Genomic DNA, 20,766 nt, shown 5'->3' on the forward strand with positions numbered 1-20,766 from the left:
ATTAAGTTGCGTTCGATCGGCGCGCAATTGTTCGTCTGCATGTTCGCCGTTGTCGCAAAAGCCGATGAATCAGCGGCCGGCAAGCGGGTTGAACCGCTCTGAGATCCCGCGGGCCGCACTTCGTATCGCATCGCCGCTCATCCTTGCCCTTCCGGGACCGGAAGGCCCAAATGCCGATAGGCGGACGGCGTCACGACCCGTCCCCGAGGCGTCCGCTGCAAAAATCCGATCTGCATCAAATAGGGCTCGTACACGTCCTCGATCGTCTGGCTCTCTTCCCCGATGGAGGCGGCAATCGTATCCAGGCCGACCGGTCCTCCGCGATAGTTGGCAATCATGCCCTGCAGCAGTTTATGGTCGATCGCGTCGAGTCCCATCGGATCGACCTGGATCCGCTCGAGCGCTTCGCGGGCGATTGGCTCCGTAATGATGCCGTCTCCGCGCACTTGCGCATAATCTCGGACCCGCTTCAGCAAACGGTTCGCGATCCGCGGCGTTCCGCGCGAGCGCCGGGCGATCTCGGACGAAGCTTCGCCGACGATGCCGACGTTCAGCAGGTCGGACGTTCGGGAGACGATGTAGGACAACTCGTCCACCGTATAAAATTCGAGACGGCTGACGACGCCGAACCGGTCGCGCAAAGGCGCCGACAACAGGCCCGCCCGCGTCGTCGCGCCGATCAGCGTGAATTTCGGCAGGTCGAGCCGCACCGAGCGCGCGCTCGGACCTTTGCCGATGATGAAATCGAGCGCGAAATCTTCCATCGCCGGATACAGCACTTCTTCGACCGTCCGGTGCAGCCGGTGAATTTCGTCGATGAACAGCACGTCGTTTTCCTGCAAATTCGTTAAAATCGCGGCGAGATCGCCCGGCCGTTCGATGGCCGGTCCGCTGGTCGTCCGAATGCTGACGCCCAGCTCGTTGGCGATAATATTCGAGAGCGTCGTTTTGCCGAGTCCCGGAGGCCCGTACAACAGCACATGGTCCAGCGCTTCCTTGCGCATTTTGGCCGCTTCGATGTAAATCTTCAAATTTTCCTTCGCTTGCGATTGGCCGATGTACTCCGCCAAATACCGGGGACGCAAGCTGAATTCGACCGCCTGGTCCTCCATCATCAAATGAGCGGTGACAATCCGGTCTTCCACCCGTTAAGTCCCCTCTGCCTCGTTATCCCTGGAACAATTGCTGCAACGCCTGCTTCATGAGCGCTTCAGGCGACTCGTCGCCCTTGATCCTGTCTTTGAGAACGTGCCACGCCCGATCCAGTTCGGCGTCGCGATAGCCGAGGCCCGCAAGCGCCTCGCGGGCGACCGCCCAGGCGGAATCGTTCCCGGCCTCGTCCGTCCTGAACGGCGCGGGAACGCCCGCTGCGGCGGCAAACGCAAGGCCGTCCTGAACGGCGCCGAGCTTGTCCTTCAAATCCAATATCATCCGCTGCGCCGTTTTTTTGCCGATGCCGGGCAGCTTGGTCAAAAAGCTTAAATTTTCCTGCTGAATCGCCGCCGCAAGGGCGCCCGGACTTCCGCCGGACAAAATGCCCAGCGCCACTCGCGGCCCGATGCCGGAAACGTCCAGCAGCTTGCGGAACATGGCCTGCTCCTCGCGCGTCGCAAAGCCGAACAGCTGAATGGCGTCTTCCCGCACGTGGTGGTGGATGAACAGCATCGTGCTCTCTTCGTTGCGCCCGAGCGCATACGGGTTCGGCGTAAACACCCGGTAACCGACGTCCCTGACGTCGAGCACGACATACTCCGGTTCCACATGGACGATTCGCCCCCGCAGAAAATCGATCATCAACGCTTCACTCCGTTCATGCGTTCGTTCAAATTAAGGGAATGCGCGTGGCAGATCGCCACGGCGAGCGCGTCCGCGACGTCGTCCGGCTTCGGTACGGCGGAAAGCTTGAGCAGCCTTTTCACCATTTCCTGGACCTGCTTCTTCTCCGCTCCGCCATAACCGACGACGGATTGCTTCACCTGCATCGGCGTGTATTCTCCGACCGGGATGCCGCGCTGCGCCGCCGCCAGAAGAAATACGCCCCGCGCTTGCCCGACGGAGAACGCGTTGGTCACGTTTTTGCTAAAAAACAACTTTTCGACCGCGATCGTTTGAGGCTCGTATTTGTCCAACAATGCGCAAGAAGCTTCGTATATTTGAACCAATCTTTGCTCCGGCAACGTGTTCGCTTCCGTCTGAATGCTGCCGTACTGAACGGGCACAAGCCGGTGACCGATTTTGTCCACGAACCCGAACCCCATAATCGCAATGCCTGGGTCGATGCCCAATACCCGCATGAGGGTTCCCCGCTCTCTGTCTTTGCCTATGTAACGTATTCTAGTAACACGCAATATTTAATTCGTCTATTCGTAGATTATATCAAATGAAAGCAAGAATGAGAACAAAGAGCCGAACATCCTTTCGATTCGGAAGGCTCATAACAGGATTGAGCAGGGGAACGCAGGATTGCAGTTGGGTTGAGCGGGATGACTCTGAGGCTCGGCGAAGCTTGGCTGGATTTTATCCAACCAAAATCGGCTTTTTCGCGAAACTTTTCGGCTTCGTTGGATTTTGTCCAATCTGGCAAGGCCTTTTCGGTGCTTTCGTCCAAATTCAAGCTCCTCATTGGATAAAATCCACTCTAGACAACGGTTTCCGCGTTTTCCGCTCCCTTGATTGGACAAAATCCAACGTAAGCTCTCTCCGCAGAATCGGTCCCCTTCCGCCGTCCCCTAAGCTTCCACAAAACGCTTTCGCGAGGGGGAAGAACGTAAACGTTCGGATGATGCAAAAAAACCGTACCTGCAGCAGACACGGTGCCTGCATGAGGTACGGCAGTCGTAACCGGATAACGTCCGACAAGCGCCGAACGGTTGGGACGCTGGTGGTCCCCGCGAATAGAGCCGGAATCGCCATCCTTGGTTCGTTTCTTGCCTAGCGGACTCTATGGACCTGCACGTAGTGATCCACCGTGTCCACGATCCGAATGGTCGCCCGGTCCGTTTTGACGACTCCGTTGCTGTAGGTGACGGCAAACGTGAAGGTATATTCTCCTTCTTCAAGATCGACTAACGGGAAGCCGGCGTCCTCGCTTCGCAAGGTGCCGTTCCATAACGAGAGCCGGGGCGGATTCGTTCCGGACAACTCTTTCTTTAATCCCGAGCCGGCATCCGCTGTCACGCGGACCGGCTTAGTCGCGGACGCGCCCGTATCCGTCACGACGGCATCCAGCACGAACGCTTCTCCCGCCCAGAACCAATCGGCGGGCCTCTGGGCATCGGGATGCTTCGCGTTATAATTCAGGCGGTTCGCTTCCCATTCCTCCGTATGCGACACCCTTCCCGCAATCTCCAATGGCAGCACCGACAACGTCTTGGTAGCCGTAACGAATTCTTTGCCGTCGGATACGACCAGCTTGATCGTCCAAACGCCGACCGTCTCCATGCGAAGGGTCGGGCCTGTTGTCGGGTACGGATAAGTCCAATGGTAATCGAAAACTTGAGCCGGTCCGGCCGGGGGCGCAATCGAGTACGTAATCGCAAGCGGATCCCGATCGGGGTCGTCGACCGCCGTTCGGAATGCAACCGTATCCCCCTCGTAGATCAATGTCGGATTCCAGCTGAAATCCCCGGTCGGCGGCTTGTTCGTGTCTATAAAGAAATATTTCGGCGCGCTCCAATCCGACCAGTCGTAACCGTCATGTACGCGAACTTGGACGTAAAGCAGCGTTTCTTCCGGCAAATCTGCCGTCGGAACCCAACTTGGCACTCCACCTGCTCTCGCTCCGGTGTCCAAAGCGACCACGCCCCCGCTGTTGGAGCGGATAACCTGCAGCTGATATTGCGTTTGCGGATCTCCGTCGGCATCGCCGTACGTCCAATGGAACGTCGGACGCAGGATATCGTAAACCGTTGGGTTATTCGCATTTGTGCTGGCCGGTTCGATTACGTTAGCGGAAGGCTTGCGGTTTACGACCGAGACGTTATTCGTCGCTTCGCCGTACAGCCCGTAGCTGTTAATGATCACCTGACGGATCTGGAAGGTACCCATCGTGTTAAACACCTTCGTCCAATACGTCCGTGAATCGCTCTGCAGCGTCTCCGACCCGCCGGCCAAATTTTTGATCCAGTATTGATGCGCCAAGTTCTCCCGAGGCCCGTCTTGCGGATCGCTCGCCGTTGAGTTAATCAAAAACGGCGTTCCCCGATACCCAACAACGGGATCGACCGTGAACCCAGGATTCGGCGGCAACACCGGAGATCCGGAAGCGACGATCAGATCGGAGTCCCAATCGCTCCACGCGCCGTACTCGTCCTTGACGGACAACTCCACGATGTAGCTGCCGGCGGTCAACCGGTGCGGCTGCGCGTACACATACGTCATCGAATTGGCGTTTCGATATCGGTATTTCCGCTCGATGACGCCGCGCGTCGCCGCGTAGTTGATGCCGGTGTTCTCGGTGGAATACTGGCCGTTGCTCGGATCGTACCGGTCCGGATCGTACGACCGGTCGACATACGAAATCGTATGGTCCGGATTCAAAATCACATCCTGATCCGCAATCGGTGCCCGGTGCACCCGGATTTTACCCGTGACCTCGTTCGATTCCTTACGGTATGCGTCGAACGCATTGTCCGGGTACCGATGCTCCGGATGCGGATCGTCCTTCGTTTTGAACGTGAACGTGTACTCGCCCGGCCATGCGAACGACGCAACTGGATTGGCAAAGCTCTGGCCGTTACCGCTCCAAATGCCGATCGGCTGCAAGAATACGTACGGATTGTGCGAATACCTCCACGATTCGAACGCAGTCAGTCGCGGATCGCCTTCCGGATCGTTATAGATGACGTCATACGTAATCGTCTCTCCAACCAGCACGACGCCCTCGATTGTTCCCGTTTGATTTCGGCCCGCATAGAATCCCGCGCTGATGAACGACACGTCCTCATGGCCGCGGCTGATGACGCCGAATCGGCCGGTCGGCCAGCCGGTTTCCGTAATGTTCGCCTGCCAAAGCTTATTGATGTACACGTCGAATCCGCTGCCGGTCGGGATCATCATGACCTCGTATGTGTTTCCGGAAACGATCGGATAGGCTTTGCTGAATACCGTGTGCGCCGATCCGCCGACCGTTTTCTTTACGCGCAGCTGGCCGTCTTCGAACTCGATGCTGTAATAGTTGTAGTCGTCCTGTACCCGGTACAGATACCCAACGCCTTTGCCCGTCGCGTTGTTCGGCATGAAATTGGCGCGAACCGTATTTCCGACGGGAACCGAGGCCCCGATCGCGATGTCCGGCGTCGGCTCGCCGGCCTCGAACAGCTTCGGTTTCGAAAGCGATCCGGACGTTCTCAGCAAGTAGAGCTGATGTCCGCTCGCGTCGCCTCTCTGCTCGATCAAAAAGCTTTGATCGTCATGCGGATAAATGTACGCCGGCATATACTGTAGTGTCGGCGTCGCGCCGCTGGCCATGACCCCGAACGTATCCGAATTGTAGGATGCATAATGCACCTGGTAGCCCGAACCGTTGTAATACATGCCGAACAACGTCACGACATTATCGGAGCCGATAAACATTTTATCGACGCTGCCCTGGAACAAATTCCCGAACGGGTAAAGCGATTGAAGCAGCTGTCCGTCCGCATTGTAGACATGAACAACCGGGTTTCGACTCGAGTTTTGCGTGCTGATCCAAATCCGATGGGCCGAATCTTTCCCCAAAATTTCCACAATTCCGCTGTTATCGGGAATCGATAATGGCGTTTTGAATGCCATACCGGACAACGTATGCCGCTGAATCGAGTAGGAGCCATAATGATTATGAATGCCGTAGCTCGTGCCCTCCGCATCGAACCCTAAAAACGTGTAGGGGCTATTGCTCTGAGTGCCGCTTGCAGGGTTCCCCAAATCAAAAGCGACCGAGAAGTCCCCCGTATTCCGGCTGAACTGATTATTTGTCCAGTAACCGTTTTTGTTCTCGAACGAGATCGCCCGGCCGAACCGCTGAGACACGCCGAGAATTGAACTGGGCACGCTGCCGTCTGTAATCGGGGCGGAGGCCACCCATTGACCGTAAAAGTTGTACTTGTTATTTTCAACGAAAATGCCATCCGGAAGTCCGGCAGCGGTATGAATCCCCGAATAAGACCCTGCGTCGTACGGTATCCGATGTTTTTCGGCCCCTGTATCCCGGTCCAAGGCAATAAGGTTGTATTTTTGGGGATTACCGGGATCCATGACACCGACATAGACCGTATTGTTATGAATAAGGAGTTGACCGTCCGAACTGCCATAATGAATTCTCCCGCCTACCTCCCCCCGAGCAAAGCTAAGATTGTTTCCTAAATATTTCGACCATACCAGTCCGAACGATTTGTTATAAACGTAGAGTGAGCCCGTATAATCGGATCTTCTGGTTTCAATGTAGGTATACTTCTCGTCCTCCCGAATGGCGATGATGGCCTGGCCGGCCAATTGCGGAGGCGTTACCGTCTGGAAGGATGCGTTATTGTTTTGAAGCCCGGCAAAGGGAGCCTGATTCAAATTTTCTTCCAAACCTAACGAGTTAATCCCGTAGTAGTAGGTTGATCCCTGGAAAAAGTATCCGGCCTTCACTTGATTGTTCCGGTCATACAGCTGGTAAAACGGGAATTGAACGACTTGTCCAATGTTGCTGAGTTTAATGGTCGTCTTCGTCTTTAATATCCCGTTCTCCAGTTTCCAGTTGTTCTTGTTTCCGACCGCTCTCGTGTTCAGATTGACGAAGCGCCCGGTTGCGTAGAGATCCGACATGAGATAGGAAAACGTCTCGGGTGGATCCGTGATGCTGCCGCTCGTTTTCACGTCGATCGTCGGCGCCAGGTTTTTGATGTCGGCCGTCCGCTGCGCCTCCGGCTGCGAGTCCGAGTTTCCGCACTTGCCATAATCCTCGCAAACCGATTCGCGGAACAAATACTTGCCGACCCGCGTCGGCTTGAACGCATAGGAATCCACATTGGCCGTCGAATACGTCTGCCAGGCGTCGTTATCGAAGCCGTCGTTATTCGCATCGTACTTGTACTGGAACACGCGGGAGACGATCTTGTCGCCGTCCGGACTGTAGGCATTGCTTTTGACTGTCAGCGTTCCGAGCCGGGTTTCCTCCGGAGGCACCGAAAGCGTGACGATCGGAGGCTCGTCCGGAATGACCGTAATGTCATGCGTCGTCACGTCGGACCAGCGGCCTTCGTCGTCCTGAACCTTTAGCGTCACCGTTTCCGTGCCGGGAACTGGGTACTTATCTTGCTTGTTGGTCCAAACATAGTCCACAATGTCCCTGCCGATCGGACTGTAGGATCGGCTGCCGTCAATCGGAGAAGGCAGCGGTCGATTCTCTTTCACGACCGTCGGTGCATCGATAATCGCGATTGGCTTCGGATCGATGACATTCAGCGTGGCCGAAGCCGTCGCCCGTTCGCCGTGCGAGTCCTCAACTGTCACGTACACCGTATGGGAGCCGATTCGATTCGCCGTGATGCCGCTAAACGATGAACTGGTTAAATTCATATTGTACTGCGAAGGCAGGCCGGCGAGCCATTCGGTGCTTTTCGTGAAGTCCCATCCGACAACCTCTACCCAATCGTCCGGATAGTCCGGATCGCTGATCGACGTGATTTGGAGACTGACCACATCTCCCACATTTGCGTTTGGTTTGGACCAAGCGGCTTGAACAACCGGAGGGTGATTCACGTCCGGTTCCGGCGTCCCCCCGCCGCCCGAACTTTCATAGAAAAAGGTGACCCAGGATTCGGCCGATCCATCGTACAGATTAACGGTGATCGACCCTTTGATGTTATTGAGCGCGTCCGAATACCCGTTTCGACTTTGGTTCCGACCGAGCAAGGTTCCGTGCGAATTATTTGGGCTTATAGTTTCAGTTGCCGGGAGCGAATCGACGTAAATCGATTTTTCTTCTACCTTGCTGAAGCTGCCCGTTGAGCTTGTCCGAACCATGTGCCGGACATGAATCGTGCCCTCCACGTCATCCGGTGGCGGCGTCGGCGTAGGAGGCGGAGTGCTACCGCCACCTCCATTTGGTTTGTAATAAAGGTGTAGTACGTAAGAATTATAAGTTCCGTCGTACGTGAATGCTGGTGGATTGCCCGATACGGCATTAGACAAAGAGGGCGATTTGTCGTCTTGCATTGTTTTGTCGTAGCCAAAATACGTGTAATTCTCATGAGTGGGTGGCGTCTTGCCGCTATAGGTGTTTCCTCTCACCATGACTTGATCATAGTTTCCGAAAATCGAATCAAGGCTGTTTCCGTTCGTGTCCCAGTATTTCACAATAAACTTTGGCGTTACTTTGATCTTCAGGAGCATGGGGAAATAGACCGTCAACGATTTCTTATTCGCCCCTACTTCGACATACTGCGGAGCAGCAGCGCCAATAACGGATGAATCGGTCAGTTTTAAGGTGAAGCTTACCGATGAAGTGTTCAAGCCTTGTTTGGACGATTCTATGATGCTGGCTCCATAGCTTGAGCTTATGTTTCTGTTATAGATCTCCCATGAATCTACACGGGATTGTTTCCATACAGCTTGCCAGTTAGGTGAAGTCGTATTGTAAAGTGCTCCTGTATAAGCAGAAACCTCGACATCCTCAACCAATTTGTTGTAAGGGAGATCAAAACTGTAATTAAAGGACACACCGCCCGCAGCCCCAGCGGTTGTTCCCGGATTTACCGGCCACCAGGAGCCGTCGTCCCGCGTCTGCGTCGTATAGCTGAACATAGCAACGGCGTAAAAAATATTGCCGGAATTGGTTGTCATGTCCCCGATACTGTAGCCAGATACATAGGACAAGGTGCTTGCCGCGTTTGCTGTCTTTACATTGCGAAAAGGTACTGGCGAAGTGATCCCCGAAAGGATCGCCAGTACCAATAGAAGGGAAAGATAGGCTTTCTTTTTCTTCATTCGGATGCCTAACCTCCGTTAACTTTTATAATAGGGATTTTGAATGAATACGTAGTTTTTGCTGTCATAAAGAAGCTGAATGTACTTCACGTCGCTGATTTGGAGTTCTTTCCAATCCGGGTCTCCGTACAATTCGTCTCCCGAATTCGTTAACGGGTAATATTCAATATAGCTTCCATCCGTATCCTTGGCCGAAAGTTTTTGAATTTTTAATCGGCCTCTAGGAATACCATTATCTGAAAGGAGTTGAATACCAATGTGAGATGTACCGGAGTAATGTATTTTAATGTACTCTTTGCTCTCAATCGAAACGATGGAGAAGCCATAGAAAATCGAATCCCAAGAATCGGGCTTAGAAGGATCTTTCTTAAAGCCATAAGGAATCATGATGGGCAATTGGCTTTCTTTTATATCCCAAACCTCGGTTCGTGGAACCCCGGAAGAAGTAAGAACATTCGGGTGCTTACTGAAAAGATAGGTGTATTCTTCAACAGGCGCGCCCTTAATTACGTCGTCCACAACCGGCACATCTTTCTTCCCGATCCATACGTACTGATCTACGCCATTCCACTCCACTTCCTGCCCAAGCGCCTCCGAGACGAACCGCAGCGGCACGAGCGTCCGGTTGTTCTTCACGACGGCCGCCGAGTCGAACGTTACCGCCTTGCCGTCCACCGTTGCCGTTTTGCTTCCAATGATCAAAACGATCGTCTTCCCATCCTGCTTGATCGTGATCTTGTTATTGGCGTAGTTCACGTTCGCGCCCAGGTTTTCCGAAACGACGCGAATCGGCACCAGCACCCGCTGATTGGCATCGGCCTGCGGCCAGACGTCAGGAAACGCAAGACGTTTCCCGTCCAGCAGCACGTTTATGTTCGGGATCCCGTACGAAACGGATGAAGCTGCCCCCGCCGCAGGCACCGTCAGAAAGAACGTCAACAGCAGGCTCAGCGTAAATACGGATTTCCTTTTCATCCCATATCTCTCCCTTAATCGTCAACTATTTGTTTCCAATTATACCAAACGCATGCGCCCGTATCGCCTGAAAAATCGACATTTATTGCGCTTCTTGCGCTTCGGAAACAGGCCGGCCTATTCAGTTCTCAATGTACGAATGCAACGCACGCCAAGGACGGACCCGAAAACGGCAAACAAAAGGAAGCACCCAAAGACGCCATCGGGCGGTCTTCAGGTGCTTCCTGAACGATTTCAATATTTTGGTTACCCCTATTATAAAAAGGGAATCCGAAATTCGTCAAGCAAAATGCGATTTTAACCGATTAATGTTCCGTTCCGTTCACCGGCGTCATCACATCGGCCGTTTTTTGCCGGGCAAAGTCGCTGAACGTCGACAGCACGCTGTTGAATTCATCGCGGTCGGTCACGCGAATGCCTTGCGTCAATTCCTTTAGCCGCTCCTTGGACAAGCTGCTTTCAAGCGAACCGACATCGAGTTGGAAAAAAGTCCGAATCGCGTTTTCCTTCCGCGGCGGACCGTCGTACAGGGACAGATTGCCGTCTTCATCCATGCCGATCGTCGCCGTTTTGCGGCAAGCGGGCGAAAGATCGTCGACGGATTCCTCCATCACGACTCGTCCGCTTTGATCAAAAGAAGCGCTCCATTCCCGATGCGCTTTCAGCAGCTCGATCGTTTCCAGCGTCGTATGCCGCCCGAGCTTTCGGGATTCTTCTCCGCACAAATAGACGCGATGCAAAACGATTTCCACTTCGCCTTCCCGTTTGGCTAACACCGCCATCGTCTGACCTCTAGGCGTCGTTTCGTCCTCGTACAAGGAGGGGGAGTTGTCCGACCAAACCGGCAGGTCGCCTCCATGACCGGGAGCTATGGCCGTCCAACCGCTCACGTATTGATACGAAAGATAGGCGCCGGCGAGGGTTGCCGCAAGGACAGCCCCCGCCCACACGCCCAAAGACCAAATCGGCCTGCGTTGACGTTTCAGACGCTTCTTTAAATTTTTCAGCCTTATGCCGAACACGGCGAATCCCCTTCTTTGCTGCTTTTATCCCTATTCTGCCCGGGGATTCCGTCATTATTCGCTAGTTGTTACCACTTGATCCAGGGTTGGCTCTTTTTCCTTCGTTGTCTAGGTTTCGATTCGGCCGCCTTCGATTTGACTTTCAGCTTTACGGTTTTCTTTTTGGCCGCGGTTGTCGCGGCGGGAGCCTCTCCCTGTTCCTTCGAGACGGGACTTGGCTCCTCCACCGGACGGTCGCAATCGTCGTTCAAGCCCCCCAGCGGCGGCAAGGAAGGAATCGGCGGAATGCCGGAAAGCGGCTCATAAGCAACCGGATAGCCGTGACCGCCATAACCACCATAACTGCCGTAACCTCCATAGCCGCCATAGCCGCCATGCGGCGCGGCAAACGCCGGAGACACATTCGGGCCGGCAAACTCGGGAGCCGCGTTCGGCGCGATGGAAGCCGGAGTAAGGTTGGACGCAACCGAAACCGGGGATACGTTCGGCGATGCGAATGCCGGCGAGATGTTCGACGCGACCGAACCCGGAGATACATTGGACGCAAACAAAGCCGGAGAGACGTTTGGCGCAAACGTAGAAGGAGAAACATTAAGCGCAACCGAAGCCGGGAATACGTTCGGCGACGCGAACGCCGGCGAGATGTTCGATGCGACCGAAGCCGGAGATATGTTCGAAGCCGCCCCCGTCGTCAATGCTCCCGGCCAGTTTTCTCCTGCCGCCGGTGCGACTGTACCGGGGAAATAGGATGTCCCCGCCCCCCGACGGCGGCGTTCGGGCCGGCATGATCCGGATACCCGCCAAATGAAAACGGCGAGCTCATGGAGCCGGCGACCGGATAACCTCCGTTTGGCATCAACGAGGCCGGAGATACGGCCGGTCCCGTCCAGATCGGCGCTCCTTTGCATGGGTCGCATCCCCCTTTCGGCCACTGCGCAGCCGGGGACACGTTGGACGGGAATACGCCGGACGGGGACACGTTGGACAAGGCGGCATTTCCCGGAGAAACGTTCGCCGGCACCGCGCCGGGAGAAACGAACGGAGCCTCATGACCCGGATCGTAGCCTCCGCCGTATCCGCTATGGCCGTAAGGGTCGGTCCATCCGCCCTGCGTGCCGTAACCGCCATACGGGTTTGCCGCTTCCGCCCCGACAGGGAAAGAAGAAGGTCCGAATGCGGCATTATCGCTTGCGGGCGACACCTGCGCATGATCGTGCTCCCAGCCGTAGCCGAAGCTGCTTGGAGAAGCGAATGCGTCCGTTCCCCATCCGTAACCGTGTCCGAAGCCGCCTACGTTGTCCGGGCACGGCACATCCTGTACCGGAGCCGTGACTTCATAAGCCGGAACCGGAAAAGGCTTGAACAAATCGCCGTGCGGCTCGAAGTCGATTTTGGCCGATTGCCCTTCGAATACAGGCGCCGGAGCGGGGGAAACGTTCGGCTGGAGGTTGGGCTGGCTATTAGGCTGAAGGTTGGGCTCGACATTCGCAAGAAGATTGGAAGGCGCGGTGAGGATGTCGGACTCGAGCGGCTTCTGCGAAGCTTTGGCCGGGGCCGGCGCGTGTTGGATCGGTTTCTCGGTTTTCCCGCCGGCTTCGGGCTTGACCTTGGCTTCCGGTTTCGCTCCGGTTTCGGGTTTCGCCCCGGTCTCCGGTTTCACCCCCGTCTCCGGCTTCGCTTCCGGCTCCGGTTTCACCCCCGTCTCCGGCTTCGCTCCGGTATCGGGCTTGACCCCCGTGCCGGCTTTGCCGCCGGTTCCCGGTATGACGCCCGTTTCGGCTTGCGCCTGCACTCCGGGGACGACGCCCGTGTTTTTCTTGCCCGGAGGCCACCAATTGCCTCCCGGATTCGCGGCTCCGCCGCCGATGACCGTCCCGCCTCCGGATTCCGCCATCGCTTGGCTTTGGCCGACCTTCGGGATGTTGACGACCTCTCCCGTCAGCAGAACGTTCGGATTTTTCAGTTGCGGATTCGCCTTGATGAGCGACTCCAGCGGAACGCCCCAAGCCTTGGACAGCTTCCACAGCGTATCGCCCTGTTGTACCGTATGCTGATGCATAATTTCGAACGTCGGCTGGGCAGGCATCGGAATTTTGACTTTCATGCCTGCGTCGATTTCCTCCGGGTTCGAAATTTCCGGATTCGCCGCAATCAGCTCCTCCAGAGATACGTTGTACTTTTTGGCGATGAAATACAACGTATCTCCTTTTTTCACCATATGGATTTTCACGCCGTTCCCTCCTGAGCGCATGATCGTTCACGTGCGGGCGAATGCCCTGGCACCACCATTACATCCTATGCAGGAGATGGGCGTTTGACATCTATGCGCGAATAAAAGTTCCGGGCGCATCCCAACGCGAAAAAAAACCGGAAGCCCCCGCTCGGGCCCCCGGTTGCCGCTTGCCATTTTGATTTAAAATGCCTGTACGCCTTCTACCGTCACGATTTTGCGGAATTCCTCCAGCAGCTTCGTCGTGATCGGACCGGCATGGCCGACGCCGATGACGCGGCCGTCCACTTCCCGAACGGGAATGACTTCGGCGGCGGTTCCGGTGAAAAACACCTCGTCCGCGGTGTACACGTCGTGCAGCGTGAACGGCTCCTCTTTGAGCGGATAGCCGAGCTTGCCGCACAGCTCCATGATCGCGCCCCGCGTGATGCCCTCCAGCGCCCCGACGTAGCAAGGCGGCGTGTAGACAGTTCCGCGTTTGACGATAAAGATGTTGTCGCTCGAACCTTCCGCCACGTAGCCTTGGGAGTTCAGCATGATCGCTTCCCCGACGCCCGCCAGGTTGGACTGGATTTTAACCAGCACGTTGTTCAGGTAGTTGAGCGACTTGATTTTCGGATTCAGCGCGTCGGGCAGATTGCGGCGGGGACTGACGGAAACGGAACGCAAGCCTTCGCGGTACGCTTCTTCGGGATAAATCGAAAGCTGCTCGACGATAATGATGACCCACGCCGCCGGACACCGCAGCGGATCAAGGCCCAAATTGCCGGGGCCGCGGGATACGACCAGCCGAATGTAGCCGTTTCTCATGTCGTTTTTGCGGATCGTCTCGACGAGCGCCTCCTGCATCTCCTCGTAGGAAAGCGGGATGTTCAGCATGATCGATTTGGCGGAATCGTACAGCCGGTCAAGGTGCTCCTTGCAGCGGAAAATGTTGCCTTCGTAGATCCGAATGCCTTCAAAAATGCCGTCCCCGTACAAAAATCCGTGATCGAAAACGGATATTTTCGCGTCTTCCTTCGTCACAAAACTGCCGTTCAAATAGATCCATTGCTCTGCCATCTTGTTCGACCCTCCGGAATTGGCAATTTGCTATGCTTCTTCGTAAGGATAGCTCGGGTACGAGCCCAATATGCGAACCTGGCAGCCGATCGCCTCGATTTCGGCGAGGGCCGCAGGGAGAAGCACGGTGTCCAGCGACATCTCGATATCGATAAAAAAGTAGTAGTTGCCCAGCTTCTTTTTCGTCGGGCGGGATTCGATCCGGGACAGATTGATCCGCCGCCAGGCGAACGCCGACAGCACCTGGTGCAGCGCGCCCGGATAGTCCTCCGGCAGCGTGATCAGGATGCTCGTCTTCCGCAGCGGCGCGGTATCGTCCTCGAAGGACCGCGGACCGACAAGCAAAAACCGGGTATAGTTGTTGTCGTGATCCGTCACGCCTTCTTCCAGCACATCCAAACCGTATTCGGCGGCGGCCGTTTTCGTGCCGATCGCGCACCAGCCGCGGTCCGGGTTTTCGGAAACGGTCCGAATCGCCTCCGCCGTGCTGCTGAGCGTCTCCAGCTCGGCATGCGGCAGGCGGGAGCGGAGAAAATCGTAGCACTGCGCCATCGCGACCGGATGGCTGAACACTTTTTGGATGCTTGCCGGGTTCCAGCCGCCTCCCTCGCCGCCTTTAAATTCATGCAGGCGGCCTACGAGATTTTGCACGGCGGGAAACACCCATTCCGCCCGAATCGGGAGATCGACTTCATGCACCAGCCAGTCGGTGTGAAGGCTGACGGAGCCGTCGATCGTGTTTTCGATCGGAATGACGCTCCAATCGGTATCTCCCCGGTCCGTCGATTTGAAGACGTCGGCGATCATTTTATGATAAACCAGCTCGACCGGCCGATTGCGAAAAAAATATCGCGCCGCTTCGTCCGAAAAGCTTCCTTTCGGAAGCGCGGCGACGGTCGGCTTCGATGAAGCGCTCACTTGCTTGCCTCCGTTTCCGGGGCCGGCAGCACCTGCTGCGGCTCCTTCCCAAAATCGGGATCATCCGATCCGATCGTCCGGATCTCCGGTCCCTTAAGGCTGATGTCCAGCCAACGGATCTCCACCTCGATGCCCTCGCGGGCCATCGCCTCGGTCACGAAGCGCTCCAGCTCCCCGTGACGGTCGGGAGCCGCCTCCGCGAGCGCGAGCAGCGTCGGGCCCGCGCCCGAAAGCACCGCCCCGAACGCGCCATGCTCCGGCGCTTCGCGCAAAATCGTCTCCATGCCGGGGACGAGCGCCGCGCGGAACGGCTGATGCAGCCGGTCGCGCATCGCGTGGCGCAAGACGTCCAGCCGTCCCGTCGCCAGCGCCGCCGTAAGCAGCGAGCTGTGGCTCACGTTGAAGACGGCGTCGCCGAGCGTCAGCCGCTCCGGCAGCACGCCGCGGGCCTTTTTCGTCGAGAGCTCGAACGCCGGAATGACGACCATCGCCGCAAGGCCCCGCGGCGGATCGAACCGCACCGCTTCGGCGCGCTCGCCGTCCCAGGCGGCCGCGACGATGCCGCCGAACAGCGAAGCTCCGACGTTGTCCGGATGCTTCTCGATTTCCGTCGCCATCTGAAACAGCCGATCATCGGACAGCTTGCCGCCGATCAGCGCGTTCGCGGCGACAAGCCCGCCTACGATCGCGGACGCGCTGCTGCCGAGCCCCGGGTCAGCGGAATGTCGCTGCGGATCGCGATATGCAGCTCGGGCAGCTTCGCGCCCGCTTTTTCGAACACGGACTGCGCCACCTGATACACGATATTGGACTTGTCCGTCGCGACGCCGTCAAGGCCTTCGCCCAGGAGCGTTATCGTCGTCTCCTCGCCCGCGGCGCAAGGGCGCATGTCCACCCACGCGTACAAGGAAAGCGCCATCCCGAGCGTATCGAACCCGGGCCCCAGATTGGCCGTGCTGGCCGGAACCCGGACAACGACGCGGTCGCGGACGGCCGAATCGCTTCCGGAAACCAATGTATCGTTCGGATAACGCATATGAAAACTCCTTTAAATGTCATGTTGTGCGGGTACGAATGCCTTTCGGGCACGAAAGTTTTCGGGCATGAACGCCTGTGCGAGCGCGTTGCAAATGCCTTAACGAGCCTCTTCGCTTCAGCCCTCGACGCGGTATACGCTCTTGATTTCCCGGATGAAGGATAACGCCCCGAACGCCTTCAGCACGTCGCTTAGCGCCGCTTTGCTGACGCTGTGGGTCGTGATGATCAGCTCCGCACCGCCCGCTTCGGCGGTAACCGGCTGCATGACCGACTCGATGCTGACGTCGAACTTGGAAAACACCTGGGCGATTTGCGCCAGCACGCCTGCCCGATCCTCCACGTTCAGCAGCATGAAATATTTGGAGGCGATCTGTTCGTCGCTTTTCAGCTTCTTTTCTTTGTACGCGATTGCCGCCTGGCGTCCGTTGATGCCCAGCTTCGCGTTTTTGACGACGGCGACAAGATCGGCGACGACCGAAGTCGCCGTCGGCATCTCGCCCGCTCCCGGGCCATAAAACATCGTTTCGCCGACCGCTTCGCCGTACACATACACTGCGTTGAACACGCCGTTCACCGAAGCGATCGGGTGGCTGCGCTTCACCATCGTCGGCTGCACGCTGACGCTGATGTAGTCGTCCTGCCGTTCGGCGATGCCGAGCAGCTTCACCTCGTAGCCCAACTGCTGGGCGTAGCGGATATCCTCCTGCGACACCGAGCTGATGCCTTTGACGTCGACGTCTTCGAGCGACACGTTGGCGCGAAAGCCGAGCGTCGACAAAATCGTCATTTTGCGGGCGGCATCGAGCCCTTCCACGTCGGACGTCGGGTCGGCTTCGGCGTAGCCGAGCGCCTGGGCTTCCTTCAGCACGTCGCCGTACGCCGCGCCTTCCTGGCTCATTTTCGTCAAAATATAGTTGGTCGTCCCGTTGACGATGCCCATGATTTTCGTAATCCGGTCCGAGGAAAAGCCTTCGATCAGCGTCCGGATAATCGGAATGCCGCCGGCCACGCTCGCTTCGTACAGCACGTCGCAGCCCTTCTCGTGGGCCTTCGCCAAAATCTCCTGGCCGTGCAGCGCCATCAGGTCCTTGTTGGCGGTGACGACGTGCTTGCCGCGGTCGAGCGCCTCCAGGATCAGCTTCCTCGTTTCTTCGATTCCGCCCATGACCTCGACGACGACGTCGATATTCGGATCGCGAACGATTTCCCACGGATCCTCCGTCAGCTTGGACGGCTCCACCGCGATGCTTCTCGATTTAAAGCGGTCCTTCACCAAAATTTTCTCGATCGAGATCGGGGATCCCGTCTGGCTTTGCAAATCGTCCTGGTGCCCTTGCACGATGCGAACGACGCCGGTGCCGACGGTCCCAAGACCGAGCAAGCCGACTTTTACCGGTTTGATCATGTGTACGTTTCCTCCTCGGGTAAGCCAGCGATTTCAGGCTTCATTCCTTTTTAAATATAACGGATCGCCGCGGCCGAAATCAGCTTCGGCCCACGACCGTCGCGCGCCGGACGCCGTCCAGCGATTTCAGCTTGTCGATCAATTCGCCCAGCGTTCCGGCCAGCTGCGAAGCGTCAATCGTCACGACCACGTTGGCAAGGCCCTGCAGCGGGATCGATTGCGAGATCGTCATCACGTTGCCGTCGTTCACCGCGAGCGTGCCGAGCACCTTCGACAGCACGCCGGAGCGGTGCTCCAAATCCATCGACAGCGTCGCGATGCGTTCGCGGGCCGTCTGCTCAAGCGGATATACGCCGTCCTTGTACTTGTAGAACGCGCTGCGGCTAAGGCCGACGCGTTCCGCCGCCTCGTGGACGGTGGCCGCTTCTCCGCGTCTCAGCAGCGCCTTTGCCTGCTCCGTTTTCAAAATGCCCTCCGGCAGCAGATCCTCGCGGACAACGAAATAACGCTCGGCCATTTTCCGTCCTCCCAGAAAAGACGAATGTCTGTTCATAGTGGACATTATACCGAAATCGGCGCTTTCCGGCAATAGGCTCGGAAACAAAAAAAGCCCGAACGCCGCAAAGGCGCCGGACCTGAAAGCTTTACTCGTCTTCGAACAAATACGCGTCCTTGCCGCCTTCGAAAAATTCGAACTCGAAGTCGCCGACCCGAATCGTGTCTCCGTCCCGGGCGCCGCGTTTGCGAAGCTCCGCGTCGACGCCGATATTGCGAAGAATGCGGGCGAACCGCATGACCGCTTCGTACGAACCGAACTGGGTCCGCTTCAGCAGCTTTTCGATCGATTCGCTTTCCACGACGTAGACTTCGTTGTCGCGGGAAATCGTAAATTCATGTTGATCGGGCTTGCGCTCCATCCGGTAAACGACGTTGTCCGCCGCTTCGGCAGCTTCGTCGTCCGCCGTCTCGGCTGCGTCCGGCAGCGATTCGAGCAGCTCGGCCGCCTTGTACAGCAATTCATTGACGCCCTGACGCGTAATCGAGGAAATCGGCATGATCAACGTGCCGGGACGGGCGGCTTCGACTTTTTCGCGAAATGGCGCCAGATGCTCCTCGGCCTCGGGAATGTCCATCTTGTTGGCCGCCACGATCTGCGGCCGATCGGCGAGCTTTTCGTTGTACAGCTTCAGCTCGTCGTTGATTTTCACCCAGTCGTCGAACGGGTCGCGCCCTTCCATCGCGGACATGTCCACGACGTGGATAATGACCCTCGTCCGCTCGACGTGGCGGAGAAATTCATGGCCCAGGCCTACGCCGGCATGCGCGCCTTCGATCAGCCCGGGAAGATCCGCCATGACAAAGCTGCGATCGTCGTCCAGCTCGACGACGCCGAGATTCGGCGTGATCGTCGTAAAGTGGTAGGCGCCGATTTTCGGGCGGGCGCCCGACACGACCGACAGGAGCGTCGATTTGCCGACGCTCGGAAAGCCGACGAGCCCGACGTCCGCCATCACCTTCAGCTCCAGCACGACCCACCGCTCCTGGCCTTCCTCGCCGTTTTCCGCGATGGCGGGCGCCGTGTTGGCCGGGCTCTTGAACCGAATGTTGCCCCGTCCGCCGCGGCCGCCCTTGGCGATGACCACTTCCTGATCGTGCCGGGTCATATCCGCGATCAGCTCGCCCGTGTCGTCATCGTAAACGACGGTTCCGGGCGGCACCCGCACGATCAGATCCTCGGCATTGGCGCCGTGCTGGGATTTGTTTCGCCCTTTCTCCCCGCGCTTCGCCTTGAAATGCTTCTGGTACCGAAAGTCCATCAGCGTCCGAAGACCCTCGTCGACGCGAAACACGACGCTGCCGCCGTTGCCGCCGTCGCCCCCCGCGGGGCCGCCTTCCGGGACGTAAAGCTCGCGGCGGAACGCGACGAGCCCGTCCCCGCCGTCTCCGCCTTTTACAAATATTTTCGCCTTGTCTACAAACATGATGAATTCACTCCGTTATGCAGGCTGATCGATTCGTTCGTTAGGCGGAAAAGCGACGGTCCAGCGCAGGCGGCCGGCCTCTTCGCCGCCCCCGGCCTCCGAAGCTTCCTTGACGCTCCCGAAGCCGTCCAAAGCCCGCTCCATTTCTTGCGGGACGATGTCCCTCGCCGGCACTTCCCCGTCGAATTCCATGGACAATCGCGCCCGCCGCCCGTCCGCGCCGAAGTAAAGCCAAAGCGTGGGCGGCTCCTCGCGAGGGACCGCGGCATGAATTCGAACGACGTTCACCAGGGCGGCCACCGCGCCGGTGAGCTTGTCCGGGTCCGGACCCGCGAGCTCCGGCTTCCAGCCTTCCTCGATTTCCGCCTCCAGGCGAATCGTATGGCCCGCCGCGCGAAAAGACAGCAAGTAGACGGCCAGCCCCGGAATCCCGATCCGCGAAATGCGGCTGTCCTTCTCCATGCGCAATCTTATTCTGTCCACGACGTCAATGGCTTTATCGTATTTTTTCAACTTCAGGTAGCCGTACAAAATTTGCACTTCGTTCATCCAATCGTGCCGGTGCTGGCCCAGCATCTCGACGGCTGCGCGCTGGGTATGGGCGATCAGCCGATCGTGCCGGCGCCGGTCTTGCCGGCGGTCGGCGGCGACGAACAGAAGCGCGGCCAGGGCGCTCCACAGCACAAAAACGATCAAGGGCCACCATGCTTCCCGCCAGACGAACACCGCGGCGCCCGGAAGGAGATGTGAGACGGCCAGAGCTGCCGCCCACGCGATCCGATGGTTTGACATTATGCGACTTCCCCGCTTCGGTCATTTGAACCAAAAACCCCGGCTCACGCGGTGGCCGGGGTTCTGGGTGAGAATTATTAGCCTTCAAGAGCTGCGGCAACAGGCGCTTGTTCGGCAGGGTATACGCTGACTTTCTTGCGGTCGCGTCCCCAACGTTCGAACTTGACGACGCCTTCGACTTTCGCGAACAGCGTGTCGTCTTTGCCGATGCCGACGTTGTTGCCCGGGTGGATCTTCGTGCCGCGTTGGCGCACCAGGATGCTGCCCGCGGTGACGGCTTGACCGTCGGCGCGCTTCGCGCCGAGACGCTTCGAACGGCTATCGCGGCCGTTCTTCGTGGAGCCTACGCCCTTCTTCGAGGCGAACAACTGAAGATTCAGCTTCAACATG

General features: G+C 57.5%; 17 protein-coding genes and 1 pseudogene. 1 reads left to right on the forward strand and 17 read right to left on the reverse strand.

The genetic code is table 11. From position 1 onward, the window contains the following. Nucleotides 1–137 precede the first annotated feature (137 nt). The 8 genes from ruvB to JW799_RS27280 form a co-directional block, all read right to left on the reverse strand. Complete coding sequence (gene ruvB, locus JW799_RS27245) at nt 138–1,145, reverse strand: Holliday junction branch migration DNA helicase RuvB (protein WP_205432643.1); 1,008 nt, start codon at nt 1,143–1,145, stop codon at nt 138–140. A 22-nt stretch (nt 1,146–1,167) separates the two neighbouring features. Next, entirely contained in the window at nt 1,168–1,794 is a 627-nt protein-coding gene (gene ruvA, locus JW799_RS27250) for a Holliday junction branch migration protein RuvA (protein ID WP_205432653.1), read from the reverse strand. Next, complete coding sequence (gene ruvC, locus JW799_RS27255; protein WP_080837168.1) at nt 1,794–2,294, reverse strand: crossover junction endodeoxyribonuclease RuvC; 501 nt, start codon at nt 2,292–2,294, stop codon at nt 1,794–1,796. The genes ruvA and ruvC overlap by 1 nt, the downstream gene beginning before the upstream one ends. A 77-nt stretch (nt 2,295–2,371) precedes the next feature. Beyond that, nucleotides 2,372–2,608 carry a hypothetical protein gene (locus JW799_RS27260; protein ID WP_205432655.1) on the reverse strand — a complete coding sequence of 79 codons (237 nt, stop codon included), beginning with the start codon at nt 2,606–2,608 and terminating at the stop codon, nt 2,372–2,374. Between the two features lie 323 nt (nt 2,609–2,931). Beyond that, on the reverse strand, nt 2,932–7,665 hold the full coding sequence (locus JW799_RS27265) for a glycoside hydrolase family 78 protein (protein ID WP_205432657.1): 4,734 nt from the start codon (nt 7,663–7,665) through the stop codon (nt 2,932–2,934). A 1,305-nt stretch (nt 7,666–8,970) separates the two neighbouring features. After that, nucleotides 8,971–9,927, reverse strand: coding sequence for a copper amine oxidase N-terminal domain-containing protein (locus JW799_RS27270; RefSeq protein WP_205432659.1), 957 nt, complete (start codon nt 9,925–9,927; stop codon nt 8,971–8,973). Between the two features lie 305 nt (nt 9,928–10,232). Next, nucleotides 10,233–10,949 (reverse strand): BofC C-terminal domain-containing protein, encoded by a 717-nt coding sequence (locus JW799_RS29850; protein WP_205432661.1) that lies wholly within the window; start codon nt 10,947–10,949, stop codon nt 10,233–10,235. A gap of 68 nt (nt 10,950–11,017) precedes the next feature. Then, nucleotides 11,018–11,350 carry a hypothetical protein gene (locus tag JW799_RS27280; protein WP_205432663.1) on the reverse strand — a complete coding sequence of 111 codons (333 nt, stop codon included), beginning with the start codon at nt 11,348–11,350 and terminating at the stop codon, nt 11,018–11,020. A gap of 37 nt (nt 11,351–11,387) precedes the next feature. Here JW799_RS27280 and JW799_RS27285 point away from each other — a divergent pair, with 37 nt between their 5' ends. Next, the gene (locus JW799_RS27285) at nt 11,388–11,696 is read left to right on the forward strand and encodes a hypothetical protein (RefSeq protein ID WP_205432665.1); all 309 of its coding nucleotides are present in this window, start codon (nt 11,388–11,390) and stop codon (nt 11,694–11,696) included. Here JW799_RS27285 and JW799_RS27290 read toward each other — a convergent pair. The 9 genes and pseudogenes from JW799_RS27290 to rpmA all read right to left on the reverse strand — a co-directional run bounded on the left by JW799_RS27290 (nt 11,641) and on the right by rpmA (nt 20,765). Further along, nucleotides 11,641–13,179, reverse strand: coding sequence for a LysM peptidoglycan-binding domain-containing protein (locus tag JW799_RS27290; RefSeq protein WP_205432667.1), 1,539 nt, complete (start codon nt 13,177–13,179; stop codon nt 11,641–11,643). The two genes, JW799_RS27285 and JW799_RS27290, sit on opposite strands and share 56 nt — an antisense overlap. 183 nt (nt 13,180–13,362) lie before the next feature. After that, nucleotides 13,363–14,241 (reverse strand): branched-chain-amino-acid transaminase, encoded by an 879-nt coding sequence (ilvE, locus tag JW799_RS27295; RefSeq protein WP_080837159.1) that lies wholly within the window; start codon nt 14,239–14,241, stop codon nt 13,363–13,365. A 30-nt stretch (nt 14,242–14,271) separates the two neighbouring features. Continuing rightward, nucleotides 14,272–15,159, reverse strand: a complete 888-nt coding sequence (gene pheA, locus JW799_RS27300) for a prephenate dehydratase (protein ID WP_080837157.1) — start codon at nt 15,157–15,159, stop codon at nt 14,272–14,274. After that, nucleotides 15,156–16,195: pseudogene (thrB, locus tag JW799_RS27305) on the reverse strand (homoserine kinase). Before thrB ends, pheA begins: the two are co-directional and overlap by 4 nt. Nucleotides 16,196–16,312: 117 nt before the next feature. Continuing rightward, a complete protein-coding gene (locus JW799_RS27310; RefSeq protein ID WP_080840877.1) occupies nt 16,313–17,599 on the reverse strand; it encodes a homoserine dehydrogenase in 1,287 nt (428 codons plus the stop codon). A gap of 82 nt (nt 17,600–17,681) precedes the next feature. Then, the gene (locus tag JW799_RS27315; protein ID WP_080837154.1) at nt 17,682–18,119 is read right to left on the reverse strand and encodes an ACT domain-containing protein; all 438 of its coding nucleotides are present in this window, start codon (nt 18,117–18,119) and stop codon (nt 17,682–17,684) included. A 127-nt stretch (nt 18,120–18,246) separates the two neighbouring features. Further along, nucleotides 18,247–19,584 carry a GTPase ObgE gene (gene obgE / locus JW799_RS27320; RefSeq protein WP_080837152.1) on the reverse strand — a complete coding sequence of 446 codons (1,338 nt, stop codon included), beginning with the start codon at nt 19,582–19,584 and terminating at the stop codon, nt 18,247–18,249. 15 nt (nt 19,585–19,599) lie between these two features. Beyond that, a complete protein-coding gene (locus tag JW799_RS27325) occupies nt 19,600–20,376 on the reverse strand; it encodes a Spo0B domain-containing protein (RefSeq protein WP_080837151.1) in 777 nt (258 codons plus the stop codon). A gap of 77 nt (nt 20,377–20,453) precedes the next feature. Then, entirely contained in the window at nt 20,454–20,765 is a 312-nt protein-coding gene (rpmA, locus tag JW799_RS27330; protein ID WP_080837150.1) for a 50S ribosomal protein L27, read from the reverse strand. Between the last annotated feature and the right edge of the window lies 1 nt (nt 20,766).

This window comes from Cohnella algarum, from assembly GCF_016937515.1.
Classification (GTDB): domain Bacteria; phylum Bacillota; class Bacilli; order Paenibacillales; family Paenibacillaceae; genus Cohnella; species Cohnella algarum.